This is a genomic window from Nostoc sp., from assembly GCF_036916975.1.
In the GTDB taxonomy this organism is placed as follows: Bacteria; Cyanobacteriota; Cyanobacteriia; order Cyanobacteriales; family Nostocaceae; genus Nostoc.
Genome location: NZ_JBALFF010000008.1, coordinates 75,877 through 96,572 on the forward strand (window position 1 = coordinate 75,877; position 20,696 = coordinate 96,572).

Annotated in this window: 11 protein-coding genes and 1 pseudogene; 9 read left to right on the forward strand and 3 right to left on the reverse strand. The window is 42.9% G+C overall.

The window, feature by feature from the left end:
• Positions 1-24 precede the first annotated feature (24 nt).
• The 9 genes and pseudogenes from V7K73_RS01645 to V7K73_RS01685 all read left to right on the forward strand — a co-directional run.
• On the forward strand, positions 25-1,761 hold the full coding sequence (locus tag V7K73_RS01645; protein ID WP_334876538.1) for a Nif11-like leader peptide family RiPP precursor: 1,737 nt from the start codon (positions 25-27) through the stop codon (positions 1,759-1,761).
• Positions 1,762-1,828: 67 nt separating this feature from the next.
• Positions 1,829-2,605 carry a MinD/ParA family ATP-binding protein gene (locus tag V7K73_RS01650; protein WP_334876540.1) on the forward strand — a complete coding sequence of 259 codons (777 nt, stop codon included), beginning with the start codon at positions 1,829-1,831 and terminating at the stop codon, positions 2,603-2,605.
• 37 nt (positions 2,606-2,642) lie between these two features.
• Positions 2,643-3,809: a DUF7005 family protein gene (locus V7K73_RS01655; RefSeq protein ID WP_334876542.1), complete on the forward strand. Its 1,167-nt coding sequence runs from the start codon at positions 2,643-2,645 to the stop codon at positions 3,807-3,809.
• A 40-nt stretch (positions 3,810-3,849) separates the two neighbouring features.
• Positions 3,850-4,932 carry a cyclic nucleotide-binding domain-containing protein gene (locus V7K73_RS01660; RefSeq protein ID WP_334876544.1) on the forward strand — a complete coding sequence of 361 codons (1,083 nt, stop codon included), beginning with the start codon at positions 3,850-3,852 and terminating at the stop codon, positions 4,930-4,932.
• 184 nt (positions 4,933-5,116) lie between these two features.
• Positions 5,117-7,747, forward strand: coding sequence for a hypothetical protein (locus V7K73_RS01665; protein ID WP_334876546.1), 2,631 nt, complete (start codon positions 5,117-5,119; stop codon positions 7,745-7,747).
• Between the two features lie 334 nt (positions 7,748-8,081).
• Positions 8,082-9,527 carry an NHLP bacteriocin system secretion protein gene (locus tag V7K73_RS01670; RefSeq protein WP_334876548.1) on the forward strand — a complete coding sequence of 482 codons (1,446 nt, stop codon included), beginning with the start codon at positions 8,082-8,084 and terminating at the stop codon, positions 9,525-9,527.
• Between the two features lie 94 nt (positions 9,528-9,621).
• Positions 9,622-11,805 (forward strand): NHLP family bacteriocin export ABC transporter peptidase/permease/ATPase subunit, encoded by a 2,184-nt coding sequence (locus V7K73_RS01675; RefSeq protein WP_442936721.1) that lies wholly within the window; start codon positions 9,622-9,624, stop codon positions 11,803-11,805.
• A gap of 15 nt (positions 11,806-11,820) precedes the next feature.
• The gene (locus tag V7K73_RS01680) at positions 11,821-14,730 is read left to right on the forward strand and encodes an NHLP bacteriocin export ABC transporter permease/ATPase subunit (RefSeq protein ID WP_334876550.1); all 2,910 of its coding nucleotides are present in this window, start codon (positions 11,821-11,823) and stop codon (positions 14,728-14,730) included.
• A gap of 138 nt (positions 14,731-14,868) precedes the next feature.
• Positions 14,869-15,450 (forward strand): annotated as a pseudogene (locus tag V7K73_RS01685) (RNA-guided endonuclease InsQ/TnpB family protein); the annotation flags it as partial.
• A 1-nt stretch (position 15,451) separates the two neighbouring features.
• Here the strand turns inward: V7K73_RS01685 and V7K73_RS01690 are convergent.
• From V7K73_RS01690 to V7K73_RS01700, 3 genes are all read right to left on the reverse strand, one after another.
• Entirely contained in the window at positions 15,452-16,360 is a 909-nt protein-coding gene (locus V7K73_RS01690; protein WP_334876552.1) for a nucleotidyl transferase AbiEii/AbiGii toxin family protein, read from the reverse strand.
• Between the two features lie 685 nt (positions 16,361-17,045).
• A complete protein-coding gene (locus V7K73_RS01695; RefSeq protein WP_334876554.1) occupies positions 17,046-19,112 on the reverse strand; it encodes a PAS domain-containing sensor histidine kinase in 2,067 nt (688 codons plus the stop codon).
• Positions 19,113-20,118: 1,006 nt separating this feature from the next.
• On the reverse strand, positions 20,119-20,598 hold the full coding sequence (locus V7K73_RS01700; protein ID WP_334876560.1) for a helix-turn-helix domain-containing protein: 480 nt from the start codon (positions 20,596-20,598) through the stop codon (positions 20,119-20,121).
• Between the last annotated feature and the right edge of the window lie 98 nt (positions 20,599-20,696).

Here is a 20,696-nt window from a genome sequence, read left to right on the forward strand (position 1 = left end):
TATTAATAGGAAGCGCGAAAATGTATGTCTGTTGAAAGCGCAAAAGCCTTTTATGAAAGAGTCGCCACCGATGAACCTTTCCAAAAGCAACTCCGAGATGCTGCGAGTAATAACCAACGCTTAAAGATTATACAAGCTGCTGGCTACAGTTTTACAAGCCAAGAATGGGAACTCACCTTGGCTGAAATTTCTAGAGCGGATGATAGTAAACTTAGTGATGCACAGTTAGAGGCGATCGCTGGAGGGGTAGGAACTATTGCTCAGGAGCAAGTATGGTTCAACTACCAATTACCCCAGAGAATTTGGTCTGGTTTAAAGCCATCAACCAACTCAATCAAGCAATTGCATCGCTTCTTTTACCCACCAGGTTGGTCGATCAAGACTAAACTCTCGGTAGCACTGCTCTCAGTTGCTCTGATACCGATGAGCCTCACCAGCTATAATAATCTCCAACAGAATCTCAACAGTGCAACGGACAGCGAGTACCGAAAACTAGAACTATTAGCCACCAGTAACGCTAGTCGTCTTGACCAGCTACTCTTAGATATCCAACGGGTTGCAGTGCAAGTCAGCACTGATAAGGATGTCATCCGTTTCCTTGCTTCTGTACCTGAGAAACAAATAGATTTACGCGGCTCAATGGAGCGATCGCTAGATAATATCTTTCGTTCTAACCCAGACTACGATGTGGTTTACATTGTAGACAAAAACGGACAATGCCAGGGTGCCACCGATCCAACATTTATTGGTCAAAACTACGCCTTTCGTGAATATTTTCAAAAGGCACTCTTGGGACGTTCTAACGTTTCTAGCATTCTCCTTGGTGCAACTAGCGGACGACCAGGTATTTATTTCTCCAACCCCGTGCGGTCTGAAAACGGCGATATTATAGGAGTCGCAATTTTAAAAATCAAGGGAGAGGACATCTGGGCGATTGTGAATAAGCTCCAGGCTGGCTCTCAAAGCTACGCTTTCTTGATTGATGAGAACGGAGTGATTATCAGTCACTTTGATAAATCTCTTCTCTACCATAGCCTAACCCGTTTGCCCCCAGATAAACTTAGAGCAATTGCCAGCGATCGCCGCTATGGTCTCAAACAAATTCAAAGTTTGGATATTCCAGAGTTAGCAAAAAGCATGGTGGGAGCTAAAGAATCAGGTCATACCAGCTATTATCTGCCACACGAGCAGACGCGCCAGATACTTGGCTTTGCTCCCCTAGAACAGGAACCTTGGGTTTTGGGGGTGAATAAACCAATTGAACAGTTTACTGCTCCCTTAAATAACCTGATCTGGGATAACAGCCGCAACTTACTAGCAGTGGGAGCGATCGTCACAATCATCGCGTTGCTTTTAGCACGAAGCATTGCCAAACCAATTCATGCTCTTACCAACGCAGCCCAAGCTATCTTTGAGCAAAACGATTTTGATCCTCAAGAGTTAGCTCAGGCGGCTGGGGGAACTGATGACATCGCTCAATTGGTGCGCGTTTTTCTCCAGATGGCTGAAGATGTCAAGCAACGAGAGCAGAAATTGAAACAGCAAGTGATGGAACTGCACATCGAGATTGATGAAGTCAAAAAAGCCCGTCATGTCGCTGAAATTACTCAGACAGATTATTTCCAACAAATCCAGAAAAAAGCCCGAAAGCTGAAAGAGCGATCGCAACAAGTTAGTGAAACTGAAACTGAAACTGATTACTTCCAGCAGTTGCAGGTAAAGGCACAGAAACTTAAAGATCGAAATATAAAGACTGAGTAAGTAGAAAAAGGAGTGTCTTCGATCTCCTAAATTTATAACACTATTTTATCCTTGGAGATATTGCATTATGTCACAAATTGTTTCTGTTCACTCGTTCCGTGGTGGAACTGGCAAATCAAATTTGACTGCTAACATAGGTGCGACTATTGCCCTCCAAGGTCAACGTGTAGGTATTGTTGACACTGATATCCAGTCACCAGGGATTCATGTTCTTTTTGGTCTAGATGAAGAAAAAATGACCCACTCTCTCAACGACTACTTATGGGGTCGCTGTAGTATTAAAGATACTGCCTATGATGTCAGTCATGTTCTCAAAACGGAAAACGAGACGAGTGTGATAAATGACAGGCTCTACCTTGTTCCCTCAAGCATCAAGGCTAGTGAAATTTCTCGAATCTTGCGTGAGGGATATGATGTCGGACGACTTAACGATGGTTTTGAGGATATTATTCGCTCCCTGAACTTGGACTACCTGTTGATTGACACTCATCCCGGTCTTAATGAAGAAACTTTACTTTCCATTGCAATTTCTGATGTTTTAGTCATTATCCTACGTCCAGACCGCCAAGACTTCCAAGGAACGGCTGTCACGGTAGAATTGGCAAAAAAGTTAGAAGTGTCTAATATGTTGCTTGTGGTTAATAAAGTCTTACCAGCTTTTGATTTCGATAGCTTGCGTCTACAAATGGAGACGACGTATAACACTCCCGTAGCTGGCATTCTGGCTCTTTCGGAAGACGTAGTTCAGCTAGCAAGTAGTGATATTTTCTGCCTCCGCTACTCCGATCATCCCTTCAGCCACACAGTGAAAGAAATCACCCAACAAATTTTGCGTCAGAATTGAGCAAAATAATTTACTCATTGGAAGTATGAAGCGCTTTATGAATCAACAGAAACTTCGGGAGAGTGTCCTTGCCTCATATCGTGCTAGTGCCTTAGAAACAGAGGAACTGCTGGCGTACAATCAAAATGTCTTCGATCGCAGCTGTTTAAAACTCCCTGTGAAGTTCCCACTACCACCGGAAATGTATGTGAGTACTTGGGAGGAGTACGCTACTCAAGCTAAAGTTGTAGGAGCTTTTGATGTACTAAAACAGCGACTAGTACAGTTACAGTTTCCCATAGTCGAAGGCATCAGCCATACTGAAGCGTACCGCCTCGCCACTCGTCAAGGTATTTCTGTGGATGGGATGTCTGAGGCGACTGGTTTGATTTTGAAGCAACCGGAAAAACTCCAGTTGATCATCCATCAAAGTTTGGCAGGAGCCATCCCTGTTTTACTTACCAACAATCGGGAAGATTTTGTTTCTCTGATTCAAGCGCTGACAATGCGGAATGAACCCAAGTCAGTCCCTAATTCGATGGGAGCCTGTGCGATCGCTGGTTTCAATAATTGGGATCGGATTCGCTCCTATCGACAACAATGGGAACAGAATTCTGATAATTGCTCCGAAGCGAGTTGGACAGAAGAATTTCAGCGAATTGTCCCGCAAAAGGAGCTTTATCAGGATCGGTTTATTATTTTAAGTGACGGCCCCTATAGTGATGTTCCCGCCGAGGATATAGGACTCAAAGAAGGGGAATGGCGGCATTTATCGCTGACAATTCGGCTCGAACATGAATGTACCCACTACTTCACCTGTCGTTTGTTTGACTCAATGCGTAACAATTTGCTTGACGAACTAATTGCCGATTACAGGGGGATTGTAGCGGCTATAGGATACTATCGGGCTGACTGGTTCTTGCGCTTTGTGGGGTTAGAGTCGTATCCAAATTACCGAGAAGGAGGGCGGCTGCAAAATTATCGTGGTCAACCACAACTTTCAGATGTTGCCTTTAAGATTTTACAGGCATTAGTGAAAGCTGCTGCCGAAAATTTAGAGTCCTTTGATGCCAAGTATGCAAACGAGTTAAGAACCCTCAATGCTCAACCCCTGATATTAATGGCTTTAACTTATTTGACATTAGAAGAGTTAGCTTCTCAAGAGGCAAACTCTCTCCTCCTAACGACCATAGACCAATTGCGAACTATAGCAGTTAGTAATTAGCAAACAATATTTATTTATAATTACTGGAGGAAATTTAGATATGACAGAAGTTTTATTAAAAGAGTTAAATAATAGCGACATCGATTGGATAACTGCTACAGGTAGCCGGCAAGAGATAGCTGCTGGGACTGTGCTAATCCAGGAAGGAAAAATCCTTGATAGCCTGAATCTTATATTAGATGGGAGTTTCGTAATTACAGCTTCCCAATCTGGAAACAATCATCTAGATCGGGCTTTTGCAGCCCTAGAGGGTGACGAAGTAAAAGACCGAGAAATTACTAGGTTGTCAAGCGGTGAGATCGTAGGAGAAATCCCGTTTGTCCAATTACGCTCAATTGGTACCACTGTTAGGGCTGCGGAAAAGTCTACTCTGATATCACTTCCCCAGCAGGAATTAACAGCAAAATTACAGCAGGATGTCAGTTTTGCTTCCCGCTTTTATCGAGCGATCGCCATTCTGCTTTCTGATAAAATTAGTCAGCTTGGGCGTAGCAAACTATCTCGCGGTCAGACACTCAGAGATATGCTGTTTGTGTTGGGGGAATTAAATGATAGTGACATTGATTGGATGATTGCTACAGGTCGTCGCCAAAAAATTGCTGCAAACACAGTCCTCATCCGTGAAGGAAGTCCTGTGGATGCGTTGCATATTTTACTAAATGGCACAATGTCAATTACTGTTTCTGACGATCAGCGTAATCCCTTAACTCGGGCTTTTGCAGTTATAGAGGGCGGTGAGACAACAGGTCGAGAGATCGGCAGATTGTCAAAGGGAGAAATTGTCGGAGAAACATCATTTATTGATGCCCGTTTACCTGCTGCAACTGTCAGGGCGATTGAAGACTCGCTGGTGTTGTCAATTCAGCGACAAAAATTAGCAGCAAAATTACAACAGGATATCGGCTTTGCTTCTCGCTTTTATCGAGTCATTGCGATTCTACTTTCCCATCGATTGCAGGGAATGTTTGGTCGGCTTGGTTATGGCAGACGTGTTTATAGCAAAGGTCAACCACTCGATGAAAATGTTCAGTATGAGGAAGAACTTGATTCAAGTGCTTTGGATCGAATGACATTGGCTGGAACAAAATTTGATTGGATGTTGAGCCGCCTTAGAGAAAGCTAAGGGACTGACAAGAAATAAATTATTCCAATAAACGAACCACTCCAGACACAGAGAAGCCAGTGCGCCCTTGCGGGTTAAGAGACTTGAAGCAACTGGCGCGACGCAGAGAGAAGAAATAGAGAGAGTTTTTGCGTCAGTTTTGGAACATTTTTTTATTTGGAAGTCCCTAAAACAGTGTTTGAATATGTTATCTGATGAAATAATCTCGCTCGATGATGTATGGGCTGGTCTACCTGCCAAAAAAGCCAAGACCTTACTGTTTCTTATTGAGAGCCGAACGGTGCAAATAGCAATGCGATCGCGCGTGGAGTTTTCCCTGACCGAGGAAGCTGCCAATGAGCGCGAACTAGCTTTTTTTAATGCTTTTGCTCTACGACAGCTACCGCGATTTCGCCTGACAATTCAGCACTTAGAACGCTACGCAACTCATTGGCAAATCCTCGTACCAGAAACCCCAAGACTAAAAGCTGCTCTTATCCATGCTCTGGGTCAGAAGTATCAATTTACCTATCAAACTATACCTAGTATCCAAGTAGTATTGGGTTTAAATGAGGAAGCAGTACAACAGGCTTACTACCTCTTGTACAAAAAACCAATAGAGACAATCTTTGCCTCTAGACTGTCTTGGAATGAAAAGCTGAAGTGGACTGTAACAGCCTTTGAGCAACATCTGGAATCTATACCACCCTTTTGGCTTGCCTCATTAGTGACTGTTGCTCTCGGTCTTCCTCAAGCTTTCTTGGCTTTACCCATTGCAGCAACTGAGGTGGGACCACTACCTACTATTGTATTCCTGATATTGCTGGGAATCGTAAATATACTGACTATGGCTTGCATGGCTGAAGCTATTGGTCGCAGTGGTGACTTCCGTTATGGCAATACCTTTGTCAAACAATTAGCAACTAACTACTTGGGAGATGCAGGTTCGTCGATCTTTTCACTAGCTGTGGGTATCCGTGTTTTTTTGATCGCCCTAGCTTGTTACATCGGCTTGTCTTCTACACTGGCTAACTTTACGCATATCCCAGCGTCAGCATGTGCAGTGTTACTTTTTTTTGTGGGGTTGTATTTACTGTCCCAAAAATCACTCAACTTTACTGTTGCTGTCTTGGTACTGTTAGCAGCAATTAACGTTAGCCTGATTCTGTTACTCTCGTTTCTCGCCTTGCCTCACATTGAACTGCACAATTTATTATATGTAAACTTGCCTTTCTTCAACCAACAGACCTTCAAACCCGAGATGCTACAGCAGGTCCTTGGAGTCAGCCTCATGCTTTACTTCGGGCATGTATATGTAGGCGAATGTGGCAAGCTTGTACTCCCTAGAGATGCCAGTGCTTCTTCTCTAATTTGGGGGAGTGTGGCGGGAACTGGTTTTTTAACAATTTTGTTTTGTATTTGGGTATTGGCAATTAATGGGGCGATCGCGCCGCAAGTCCTGGCTGCTCAATCCGGCACAGTCCTAGATCCCTTGGCAAAACAGGTCGGTCCGATTGTTAAAGTTTTGGGGCTAGTCTTAGTCACCCTCCTCCTGGGAATGGCTTGGATTCGCAGTTCAAGTCTTTTGATCAACCTAGCGAAAGAATGGTTTCCCCCCAAAACTCAACCAATTGTTTCACTGCCTTGCAAACAGGGAAAATTGCTCTTACGCCCGCGTGGCAATTCCAGTCATGTTACTTATATTGGGATAACCTATTTAGGAATCGAAGAAAGTCAGCCAAGATTTAGCCTGGATATTCAATCGGGTGGCAATATCGTTCGCAAAGAGATCGCGGTGATTGAACGTTGGGAAATTAAGGAGTTACTTCCTCAATTCCCAGACCTAGATCAATCCGGTATTCAATTAAAGTTAGAGGTAAAATCGGCTGATCGAGATCGTGTGTGCCTACAAGTGATCTCACCAATGATTCTTACCTATGAAGGAGTTTTGCAGGCAAAAACGAATGCAGACAAAGCCTCCCTTGAGAGTTCGCCAACGATGTCTCTTTACTCAAGGTTTCGCGCCTACATAAAACGGATTTGGGCAGATTTAAAGTTACAGCGTCACTTCTTCTTGTCCATTAGCCCATTAGTACTTGTTTTGCTACTAAGTGAATGGCTTTTCTTTACTGGTACGGAATCATTTACCAACGTCCTCGGCTTTGCTGGTGTGCTTGGCAACTCCCTTGTAGGTGGTATTTTTCCCGTTCTCTTGTTGATTTCTAGTCGCCGCAAGGGTGAGTTGATACCTGATGTAGTATTTCAGTTCCTGAACCATCCGTGGTTCATTACTGCCTTATACAGCTTATTTCTAGGCAACCTACTCCTCCACGGTCTGTTCGTTTGGAAAAATCCTGTGGCACGGATTGGGGCTTTGAGCGTTGCTTTGTTATCACTAGTCGCAACCGCGATCATGGTTTATGGTGGAGCATTTGCTACACGTTTAGTCATCGAACTCAGAGAAAATCCGCAAGAAAGAGGGCGAACCGTTTTTAGGATCATTGCTGGTGGCAAACCTAAAAAAGCAGACGTCTGTCTGGGATATGCTGATGGCGAACAACACTATCAAGCTGCCACTGGTGAAGTCCCATCACCCTCATTGCTACGCTATGCAGTCTTTCAACTATCAACCAAACGCGTAAAGGAACTGAAAGTATGGGCATATAGAGATAATTCTACCTCAGGCTTCGAGAGTCTGCCTGCACTTGTAGAAGTGGAAAATGGAAACAAGAAAATGAGTTTTGACTTGAAGCTGTCTGGGGGCAAAATTTTGCTACCCCTAAATAATGTAGCTTGCTGTTTAAAAATTGCACTTCCAGAATCATCAACAACTTGAGACATTCCCCCAGTCTACGAAATAAAACCCCAAAAATTGCGAGTCGTGGCAAAAGATTGTGCATTGCTAGCGAATCAGGAAATATATTATTTCTTAGTTATTAAGTTAAGTAGGTAAGTCAAATTAAATGTATAACGCCCAGTGAGCGATCGCCCTCATTTTCGGTTTAAGCTAATGCGCGTAAAAATTGCATAATCCTTTGTCAAGAGTCCTTGATGTTTCCCAAAAACTGATGACTCGCAAAGGACAAATTTTATAAGTCAATATGCAATTTTATGGACTACAGCTGATTTCTGGCTACCTACTTAAATTCATAAATTTAACGTGAGTATAAATGGTTGAACAAAAGCAAAGCCTATTCCGAAAAGAGTCTCTGGAGCGTTTATCTTCTCCTGAAAGACTAGACCAACTCATGCAGGTGGTGAATCTGAAGAGTTGGTTACCTTTGACAACATTGGGTTCTTTAGTAGTCGCAGCCGTAATTTGGAGTATTTTTGGACGCATTCCGATTACAGTCGCAGGTCAAGGGGTAGTGATTTACCCTTACCAAGTTGTGCCACTTCAATCAACAGGCTCTGGGCAGTTACTATCTTTGAATGTAAAGGTGGGCGATGTTGTCACGCAGGGGCAGGTGTTAGGCACAATTAACCAAGCTCAACTCAACAAGGAACTACAGCAGCAACGCGATAAACTAATACAATTACAAGTACAGGATCGGTCTATTTCCTTGCTCCAATCTCAGAGCAGCGACCAAGAGAACAAGTCCATCGACAAACAACACCTAACTCTTGAGCAAAGCTTAAAGATTACCCAGTCTTTGACGCCTGTGATTAAGGAGAAAGCGCTTGTGGCGCTCCAACTCAATCGCCAGAACCTTCAGCGACGCTTGCAAACATTGCAGGTACTACTTCCCACCTACAAACAGAGATTGGATAACCGCCAGAGCCTGTTTAAAGTGGGAGCGGTTTCAGATGATACGGTACTACAGGCGCGGCAAGACTACCTAAATAACATTGCCAATCTAGATGACGCTAAATCTCAGATCAGACAAGCTGATATCAAGGAAGCAGATGCACAACGGCAATACTTAGAGGAAGTGAATTCAATGAAAGACCTCCAAGCCCAGTTGCAACAGCTTAACAGTAAAAAAGCTACTCAAGCTCAACAAGATGAAGAATCTTCCACCAACCGAAAAAACCAGATTCAGGATGTTACGCGGACGATCGCTAAACTGGAATTTGAATTGAAAGATAACAGCCAGATTATCAGCAAACATAACGGTCGCATTTTAGAAATCACTCTTACTCCCGGACAAGTCGTCAACTCAGGCACTCGGATTGCAAGTATCGCCGCAGAAGATTCATCCAGCAGGTTAACTAGCGTCACCTTTTTTTCCGTTGGCGATGGTAAGAAAATTAAACCGGGTATGGAACTCCAAATTACACCTCAAACAGCGAAACGGGAACGCTTTGGCGGTATTGTCGGCACTGCGACAACTATTTCAGCATTTCCAATTAGCAAAGAAGCAGTCGCTAATGTGATTGGAAATCCAGAGATAGTCCAAGGTTTGGTATCTACTAACCAAGCGGGTTTGCTTCAAGTCTTTGCAGATATGCAGTTAGATCCTAAAACTTTCAGTGGCTACAAGTGGTCTTCTTCCACCGGACCGCGCCTGAAAATCTCTTCAGGAACAACAACAGATGTTCGAGTCAAGATAGAAGAACGAGCTCCTATCACGTATATTTTCCCGATTTTGAGGTCAATAAGTGGCATTTATTAATACTCTTTTTTTAAAACAGCTTCGTCCTGGAGAATATCTGAAAAATCTCCTCCAAAGCAAAGGTAAGCGGCTAAAAACGCCTACTGTTTTGCAAATGGAAGCAGTAGAATGTGGGGCTGCTGCTTTAGGAATTATGCTAGGTTTCTATAATAAAATTATACCGTTACCAGAACTCCGAAAAGAGTGTGGAGTGTCCCGCGATGGCAGCAAGGCTTCTAACTTGCTCAAAGCTGCCAGAAACTATGGACTTGAGGCAAAAGGCTTAAAAAAAGAACTTGATGAACTTCAAGATTTGTCCCCTCCCTATATTGTGTTCTGGAACTTTAACCACTTCCTAGTTATGGAGGGATTTCAAAACAATTGGGTCTATCTCAACGACCCAGGCACAGGGCCGCGAAAGGTATCCCAACAGGAATTTGACGAGGGATATACGGGAGTGGTGTTGGTGATGGAACCTGGGCCTCAATTCCAAGAAGGGGGTCGTAAACCCAGCTTGCTTGTATCATTGTGGTCACGGCTACAGGGTGCTACTGGTGCGCTGATCTACTGTGTGGTGGCAGGATTCTTCTTGACCCTTGCCGGACTGGCAATACCAGTGTTTAGCCAAGTGTTTGTAGACGAAATTCTGGTTCAGGGACGGCAGGACTGGCTGCGTCCTTTGCTTCTGGGAATGGCGATCGTCATGGGACTCCAAGCACTACTAACGCTGCTGAGGTTGCGATATCTGCGTCGATTGAAGGTTAAGTTGGCAGTAGGAATGTCCAGCCGCTTTCTGTGGCACATTTTGCGCCTACCTGTTGGTTTTTATGCCCAGAGGTTTGCCGGAGAAATTAGTAACCGTACCAGTCTTAATGACCAAGTGGCTGATGTTCTTTCCGGGAAGTTGGCGACAACAGTCATTGATGCGGTGATGGTAATTTTTTACGCGCTTGTGATGCTCCAATATGATACGGTACTAACTTTGGTTGTTGTTAGCTTTGCTGGGGTGAATGTCTTAACCTTACAGTTGATCTCCCGTCAGCGCGTAGATGCTAACCAAAGATTGATTCAAGAGTATGGCAAAGCTGCCGGAGCATCGATTTCTGCCCTTCAAAGTATAGAAACATTGAAGGCATCTGGGTTGGAGTCGGATTTCTTTTCTCGGTGGTCGGGTTACTACGCCAAAGCAATCAACTCTCAGCAGGAATTGGGGGTGACAAACCAGACTTTCTCCGTATTACCGACGCTTTTATCTTCGCTCTCATCTATGGCTTTACTGATAGTAGGCGGTTTACGGGTGATGGATGGACATCTCAGCATCGGTATGCTTGTAGCCTTTCAAGGATTGATGCAAAGCTTTCTCCTACCTGTCAACAATCTCGTTAACTTCGGCAGTACCCTCCAAGAAATGGAAGGCAATTTGATTCGTCTTGATGATGTGCTGGACAATGCCGTAGATTCACAAGTAGAGAGGAGGGGGGGAGAGGGAGATGAGGGAGATGAGGGAGATGAGAGAGATGAGAGAGATGAGAGAGATGAGGGAGAAAATTCTCCTTTATCTTACTTGACTCCTCGTTTACAAGGATATGTCGATCTGGAAAACATCACATTTGGCTACAGTCGTTTGGATGCACCCTTGATTGAAAGCTTTAGCCTCTCGGTCAAGCCGGGAGAGCGAGTCGCTTTGGTCGGTGGAAGTGGTTCGGGGAAGTCTACAATTGCCAAACTTGTCAGCGGTCTATATGAACCTTGGGAGGGAGAAATTCGCTTTGATGGTAAACCAAGAACTAAGATCCATCACCAAGTTTTGACTAACTCTGTTGGGATGGTAGAGCAGGATATCCTGCTGTTCGGCGGCACTGTTCGGGAAAATTTGACTTTATGGGATACTACAGTCCAAGATAAAAACTTGATCCAGGCTTGCCGTGATGCAGCGATCGATGATGTGGTTCTGTCCATGTCTGGAGGATATGACGGAGAGCTTCTTGAAGGTGCTGCCAATTTAAGTGGGGGTCAGCGACAGCGACTGGAAATAGCCCGCGCCTTGGTGAATAACCCCTCGATCCTCGTCATGGATGAAGCTACGAGTGCCTTGGATGGAGAGACGGAAAAAATTATTGACCAGAATTTGCGGCGGCGAGGCATTACCTGCTTGATTGTAGCACACCGATTAAGTACCATCCGAGACTGTGATGAAATCATTGTCCTTGAACAAGGAAAGGTCGCGCAACGAGGTACCCACCAAGAATTGTGGCAAGCGGAAGGGGTGTACTCGCGGTTGATCCGCAGTGAGGGTTAAACTAGGAGTTTAAATATGGTCAACCAAGTTAGTGTCACAGACTTACACGGACAACAGTACCAAGTTAATGGTAATGAACCAATACTACTGAATGATCCACATACAGTTTGGGTGATTCAGTCTGGCTCCGTGGCATTGTTTGCCGTTACAGTCAAAGATGGAGCGATCGAAGGAACTCGTCGTTATCTGTTTGGTAGTGACTCTCAAGAGGCACTGTTTGGAACGACTCTTGTAGAGGATTTTGGGCTTTTACTTATGGCGGTGCCAATTGGGGAGGTGGAACTGCTGAAAGTGGATCGGGAATGCTTCAAGAAGTTGGTCATTGAAGGCGATCCTAGAATTGTGACTTGGATAGAAGGCTGGCTTGGGCAAATCGACGCTAGCATCTCTCACATCAGCCCCCCAGCAGATCGGATTCGAGCGATCGCACCAGGGCGATTTTCTTTGATCGACGGTGAAACTATCCAGCCCGAATCAGGTGCGATCGCTTGGGTACAAATGCAGCAAGGAAATGTTTGGTGGATGGGCTTAGAGAAACTCACTCTCGATTCGACAGGGGGAATTTTTCCCTTAAGCGAAGGAATGTGGTTACAAGCAGTTCAAGAAGTTCAAGTTGCCACTCATACCACGAGTGCAATTCCCAATCCAGATACCTTACTAGACGGATTGTCCCAACTTCATACTCTGATTCTTCAATACATTCAGCTTCTTGCTGCTCAAGAAGCTGAAGAAGAACTGCAACGACTGCGCGATCGGGAACGCCTCAATCGTCAAGTGACTGCACAGGCTCTTGGGGATTTAATATCACCCTTGATGCCCGAACAAACAAACTTTTTCATGGAAGGTGCGCCCCTATTAGTTGCGGCTGGTGCTGTGGGAAGGGCTTTAGGTGTAACAATTCGTCCTCCTGCTCGGTCAGAAGACCTGAAGCGAGTCAAAAATCCCTTAGAAGGAATTGCGCGAGCTTCCCGACTGCGTATGCGGCAGGTTTTGCTCCGGGACGATTGGTGGAACAAGGACTGTGGTCCCCTAGTTACCTACACCGAAGAGAACACCGAACCAAGGGCGCTGTTGCCTGTTTCTGGTTCTTCCTACGAAGTTTTCGATCCGGTTGAACGAACCCGTGTTCGTGTGGACGAAGGCATTGCTTTAACACTAATTCCGATTGCCTTCATGTTTTATCGGTCTCTACCCGATAAAATTCTCAAAGCTGTCGATGTATTCAAGTTTGCACTTTGGGGTCTTTGGGGAAATATGCTTGTCATTTTTCTGACTGGCATTGCCGCTACACTACTAGGGATGCTTACGCCTCAAGCCACTGCCATTTTAATTGACAACGCGATTCCAGATAGTGACAGAGGATTATTACTGCAAGTTGGATTCGGGTTGCTGGTTGCTGCCTTGGGAACAGGGCTGTTTGATTTAGCACAAGGCTTTGCCCTCCTAAGGGTAGAAACGGTTTCGGATGTATCCACCCAAGCAGCTGTGTGGGATCGTCTGCTGAACCTGCCAGTATCCTTTTTCCGCCAGTATACAACAGGTGACCTTCACTCCCGCGTCACATCAGTAAGTACAATTCGTCGCCTACTTAGTGGCACAACCCTGATCACTCTGATCACTAGTTTCTTTGCACTGCTGAACTTAATACTTCTATTTTACTACAGTTGGAATTTGGCACTTGTTGCTGTTGCCGTAGCTTTAGTGTCCTTTGCTGTCACCACCTTTTCCGGTCTGATTCTCGTCCGCAAAGTGCGACCACTATTGGAAGTCAAAGGAAATATCTTTGGGCAAACGGTGCAGTTGATCAATGGTATTTCTAAACTGCGTGTAGCTGGCGCAGAGGAACGAGCTTTCGCCTCTTGGAGTAAAAATTATAGTCGGCAAATCAAATTGGAACTCAGTACACAGAACATTGAAGACGGGGTTGCACTTTTCAATACAGTCATGCCCACACTGACTTCTGGTGTCTTGTTCTGGTTTACAATCAAGTTGCTGGAAGAATCGAAAATTGCAGGTGGGATCGGACTAAGTGTTGGCACTTTCTTAGCTTTTAACTCTGCGTTTGGCACCTTTATTAGAGGTGCGACAGATGTCAGCAATACAGTGATGAACTCTTTACAAGTCATTCCCCAGTGGAAACGGGCCCAGCCAATTCTAGAAACCATACCGGAAGTCGATCTTACCAAAGCCGATCCAGGGAGACTTTTAGGTAGGATTGCAATAGATCATATTACATTTCGCTACCGCAACGATGGACCTTTGACACTCGATCATGTCAGCTTAGATGCCGAACCAGGAGAGTTTATTGCACTTGTCGGTGGTTCGGGAAGCGGTAAATCTACTATATTTAGAATGCTGCTGGGATTTGAAAGTCCTGAAGATGGCACTATTTATTACGATGGTCAAGATTTGTCTGGGTTAGATGTTGATGCAGTTCGTCGGCAGTTGGGTGTTGTTTTGCAAACTGGTCGGATTATGTCAGCTTCCATCTTTGACAACATTGGTAGCGGCGCTCAAATCACACTTGATGAAGCCTGGGAAGCAGCCCGGATGGCTGGTTTTGCTGACGATGTTACTGCCATGCCAATGCAAATGCACACAGTTATTAGTGAAGGAGGTGGCAATCTTTCTGGAGGACAACGACAACGGCTTTTAATTGCTCGTGCTTTGGCATTGAAACCGCGAATTTTGTTATTTGATGAAGCTACTAGTGCTTTAGATAACAAAACGCAAGCGATTGTCAGTGAAAGTCTGGATAATATGCAAGTAACTCGGATAGTCATCGCCCATCGACTCAGCACTATCCGCAACGCCCACCGCATCTATGTCCTCCAAGCAGGTCGAGTTATGCAAAAAGGCAGTTTTGAGGAATTAGCTTCTCAAGAAGGATTATTTGCCCAATTAATGGCTCGACAAATGGCGTGAAGTACTTACACTCAGTAGACCGAGAAGTTTTGCGATGCCTTACTTTAACGAATTCGGCGGAATTAAGAGTCCCTCTACAGGGCGGGGATGGATAGCTTTCTTGACGACGAAAACACCTCCGACTAATATCAGCCGCTGCAAAAGAAATTAGCACGTCTTGTAAAAGGGAGTAATTCAAGAAATAGATATAGAAGAGTTGTTGCTGCATTGTACGAGCGAGTTAGTAATTCGCGGCAGGATTTTCTACATAAACTTAGTTATAAGTTGGTCAGCGATAGCCAAGCTGTCATAGTAGAAAATCTTCATGTCAAAGGCATGGTTCGTAATCACAAATTGGCGAAATCAATATCTGATGTTGGATGGGGAACATTCACTAACTTTTTAGCTTACAAGCTAGAACGCAGAGGTGGAAAGTTAGTTGAGATTGATAGATGGTTCCCCAGTTCAAAACTTTGCTCTAATTGTTTCTATCAAATAGGTGAGATGCCGTTGGATGTCCGTGAGTGGACTTGTCCTCATTGCAATACTCACCATGACAGGGACGCGAACGCCGCGCAGAACATTAGAGCAGAGGGCATCAGAATGATAAAGGCGGAAGGTTCAGCCGTCTCTGCTGTAGGAGGGGAGGTAAGTCCTACTCTTGGGCGAAAGTCTAAGTTTAGGCACTCCCCTATGATTACAGAAGCCCCAACTTCAACCGTACTCGGTAAGTTGGGGTAGTTCACTTCATACATTCAAAGTCAACAAGAAGCGAATTTATTCCATCCATTATTACTGAAAATTTTTCTGAAGGTATGTTTAACTCGTGAAAACATTTATGTCTATATCTTTCTTTTTCAGTAAAATTAGTGATGGCTTTAACTAATGGCTTTTTTACTTCGTAGCTTTCTTCAGCTTTAGCGATCGCACTTGCGGGTATTTCGTTATTTACACGCAATATTGCTAAGTCAATCAAATCTCTAGATTGTGTACTTGAATCGTTCCATCGGTCAGCATTAGCCATTAGTTTTGATGTAAATCTATCGCTTATACTCAGACAAGGAATTTTTGTCCATTTTGGATAAACAGGAGGGTCTAAAGTAAAAATCCCATTGGCTACAATTTCTACTTTAATAGTTGTTTCATTAACTACAACAGCGAAACGAACACCATATTGATTTATTGTAGTGTCACCTAATTCGATATCTGTTGTAGTTTGAAATAATGCTATAATTCCTTCGTCGTAAATCAAATTTCTTAAATATCTGTAATTTTCAGTTGCATAAGGGAAGAGAAAATCAATATCTTTACTAAGCCTGTATTCATCATACTCTAACGCCAAAAGTGTACCACCGCCAAAGTATGCAGAAGCTTTTTTGAAAACTTCTGGATTGAAAGCATTAAGAATTTTAAGTATATTCTTGTGATGAGCGAGATGAAACATTTCAAAATCCTGTAATATCCAAGAATTATATTTTTTTGCTAAATAATTAATAAAATCTTTTTCTTCTTGTTTTAAATTATTGAAGGTAGTTTGATGATGCCAATTGCGTTGATACAATTGAACAATTTCTTTCTCACTCATTTGATATACATTTTTTAGCTGCCAACCAATAGACTCTAGAAATGGTAGCTTTTGTGGATTGAGCATAAAATTAATTTTTAAATTTTATCGAACAGAATTCAGTTGGGTATTCTAATCGAATAATCGGCGTTTTTGCACCCCTACCAAATTAGAAAATTGGTGGTCAACTTTCGTAGTCACGGGTCTGAATCCCCGATTGATTGGTTCTGACTCCTGAATTCAGAATAGCTGAATTCTTCTTAAACTTATAGTTAATTGTCTTAAAATATTGTCAAATTTTTCGACTATAACTATATAGGAATCATATCAATACTGCGTAGGTTTTGCCTAAAAAATAACTTTGGTGGAGATTGGGTTGAGAAACGAAACACAACATTTTCAAGACTTTGTTGGGTAATACTTAAGTTCAACCCTACCTACAAATTTTCCAAACCTACGTAGTATTGGGAATCATATTTGATTTTTGAAAAAAACTAAGAGATATTATTGAGATGCTTATAAGTATAACAAAGAACAATAATAAAGCAGTACTTACAACAGGCGATCGCCGCCAAAACTTTCCTTGCCTCACAAGCATCAGAGTAAGCTGTAATAAAATCTTGTAACTCTGCGAGTTACTGTGAACTGTCAAGAATCACCGACGTAGAACGTCAGTGAGGATGTCGTAGTCTGCTTTTATACTTATACACTCAGCCGTATTATCTCGTACTCTTTTTCAAAAATCAAATAGGATTCCTATAGTTATTTGGTATCATGCTAATTTTGCTTGGTGATTAAAAGTCTGTGTAGTAATTATCGCAGGAGTATATTTCTGGGCAGGCAAAGATTCGCGTAGTGGTATCCTGATTGTAAAGGTGCTACCTACATCAACTTGACTCGCCAGTGAAATTTTACCCAAATGTAGCTCTACAAGATTTTTAACAACTGCTAGTCCCAGTCCAGTCCCTTGGATGTCACCAACATTGTTGCCACGATAAAACGCCTCAAATACTTGGTGAATATCTATAGGCGAAATGCCAATTCCCCGATCTTGAATCTGGAAAATAACTTCTTCCTCCTGAAAAGAAAGTGTTAGATTAACTATGCTACCTTTTGGTGAATACTTAATCGCATTATCAAGCAGATTTGTGAGTATTGGCTGGAGTAATTTCTCATCTACACAGGCTGTGTAACACTGACCGAGACTCGTAAAAACGATGGTATAGTCAGTAGCATAACTTAGTTGCAATTGTGTCACCAAATGACCGCAGAATTGCTCTAAATTAACCGCTCTTGGCTCGAATATTATTTTTCTGGCATCAGATATTCCTAGTATTAATACGTCATCCATCAAGTTCGTGAGATGTTCAACGGCTGTTTGAATCCGATTGAGATAGTTAAGTTTTTTATCCTCAATCGATTGGTTTATTTGACGTTTCAGTGCGCTGGTAGAAAATGAGATTAGGTGCAAGGGGTTGCGGAACTCATGAGAAACCATACAAACAAATCGTGATTTGAGTTCGCCAAGTTCTTTTTCTTGTTCGAGAGCCTGACGAACCTTGACTTCTGCCTGTATGCGTGCAGTAATATCAATAGCTGTGACGAGTTTAGCTGGCTTGCCTTCAAACTGAAACACCCCTTCTGACCAATCTAGCCAGCGATCTTCGCCGCTTTTAGTCAGAATTTTGAGTTCTTGATGTTGTACAAGTTCCGAACTACATTGCTCATCTAACAAATCGGGTTCTTTAAGATTTAGCTTTTGGTAAAGATGCGAGTGAGTGAGCAACTCTTCTCTTTTGTACCCAGTAATAGCTTCTACAACAGGGTTAACATAACAAACTCGTGCATTTTGAAGGATGAAAACGATCGCATTAGTAGTTTCTGCCAAAGTACGAAACAGGGCTTCACTGTCTCGCAAGGCTGACTCCGCCTGCTTGCGCTCAGAAATGTCTTCAACAATGCAAATGAAATATTTTGGCTCAGAGTTTGGTTCACACACAAGTGATATGGTGAGATTAGTCCAGACAGGGGAACCATTTTTGTGGATGAGGCGCTTCTCTATTGAGTAAGTCTGAATTTCTAAAGCTAATAATTGGCGAATATATTCGCGATCGCTATTTTGGTCATCAGGGTGGATAATATCGTCAAAAGTTAGCGATCGCAAGGGGAGTTGCGTATAACCAATAATATTGCAAAGCTTTTGGTTGACCATCAGCCAACCCCCATCTCTGCTAACATGAGCAATGCCCACAGCAGCAGAATTAAATGTGGCTCGTAATTGTTCTTCGCTCGAGCGGAGTTCTCTTTCGACTCGCCACCGCTCAACTATCTCGCAGCACAATTGCTCATTTGTGTTTCTTAATTCTGCCGTGCGCCTTTCAACTCTGCACTCTAGTTCTTCATTCGCTCTGACTAAAGCTATTTCTGCTTGACGACGTTTGGTAATATTGCGGACAAATATACAACCATACTCTCTACCATAATATTCTAGATACGTAACGGTGATCTCCACTGGAAAACTCAGCGCTACCTTACTTTGATGTATCGATTCAAAATAGATGGAACCGTTCTCCTTAATAGTTTTCCAATATTCTAACCAAATTTTTGATGAAAACTCCGCGTCTACATCTTGCATAGTCATCATGAGTAATTCCTCACGGGAGTACCCAACCATGTCGCAAGCTGCATCATTTACATATAAAAAATGTGCGTCTTTTGCTACCCAGAAAACAGCATCTGTGGCACGATCCATTAATAACTTAGTAAACAGCAGTTCCTCTTGTAGTGGTAATGTCACTTCGTTGTTGCATCGGGCTGAAATATCTTTACTAAAAGTCATAATTCAACTCATCCCAAATTTTTGCAAGCAAATTTAATGATCCATCTTAGTCATGTTGCTGTAATTAAGATTTTTATGGTGTCAGGTTGAAGGTTGCGCTTTTAAAAGACGTAATACTAGGTATTACCTCAAGCGAGTTAACCTTTCTTGACATGACTTTCGCAAAGAAAGGTTACCACTCACAGGAATACTCCATTAGGTATAGAAAAGTAAATTTTATTTGTAAACATAGATACCAATATTTGAGGTTTACAATAAAATATCATGAGTTAGTAGATTTAATAACTAAGAGCAGGTTAAAAGAGGTTAAATAACCCTCAGATTTGATTAAATCAAAAATCTCAGTACTGAATTATTCAAAGCAATATATTTAACCTACATTCCGCACATAGGGGTGTCATACAGCATAATCACTTAAATTTTTCTAGATATTCAGCTATAAAGTATACTAATCAAACTTTTAACCGCAGTTTAAACAAGGAAATTAAGTATATAAACTAACTCTATTTTATTTAAAGAAGCAGTAAAAACGGATTGTGACAGTTGAGGGTGCGGAATGTCAGATTTAACTTATTCAATAAATTTTTGTAGTGAGGACTTTAGCCCTCAAATCAGGGCTGGAGCCGCTTACCCAACGGGTTTGTTAGTTGTTCATCGGGGAAACCCCCAAGACTGCGCTAACTCACTACAAACTTTTAATTATTTACACCGCTCTACTTACCCCCTCCTAATTTTCTGAGTGGAGGGGATTTTATTGTTTAACAAAGTTTGGGGGTTTAAGTCCCCAGTAATACAAGCGGCACGTTTTGTGACGGGGATTTTACCCCTACACAAAACGTAATTGCTAACCCACAAAGGGTGCGGAGGCTCTATTAAGAAAAAGCGAATTGCTAATTGGTTTAAGTGTGCATAAGCGATCGCCTATGCATATTAACTAGAAACTTGGGTTAATAGCCCAACTACGATTAGCTATTAGCCATTAGCCCACACCTACTTAACTTTTATTTCAGTTGAGATTGCTGTTTACCTGAATGCGCTGTGCCATGCGCCAAGCTTGGGGTGTTGTTTCTTGGTATTGACGAAATTGCCGGAAGAAATGACCTATGCTTAAATAGCCCACGGCTTCGGCAATTGCTTCTATTGACTGGTCTGTTTCTTGCAGCAAAAAGCGTGCTTCTACTATCCGGCGTTCGACAATCCAACGATTCACTGTTTTTCCGGTTAGGTGTCGTACCAAGCTTGTTAGATAAGCAGAAGAGTAACCAACCGCTTGGGCTACATCACATAAGGTAATTGATTGACGATAGTTAGCTTCAATAAAATCGAAGAGTTCTTTAAGCTGTGGGCATTCAGGAAAGATTGACTGAGGTTTTTTCGATTTTACGGTGTCAGAGGTGGATGAGCCTTCGCCTTGCTCTAACCATCTCGTGTACCACTGCTGGAAGGCTGCTTGTTTTTGAAACCGAGTCGCGATCGCTGCCAGTATTTCATGAACCTATCCCACTAATAAAATTCTTTGAATCCAAATATGAATAGTAGCAAGATCAAGAAATGCATCAAAATATACTTTTCGACGTTCCCAGC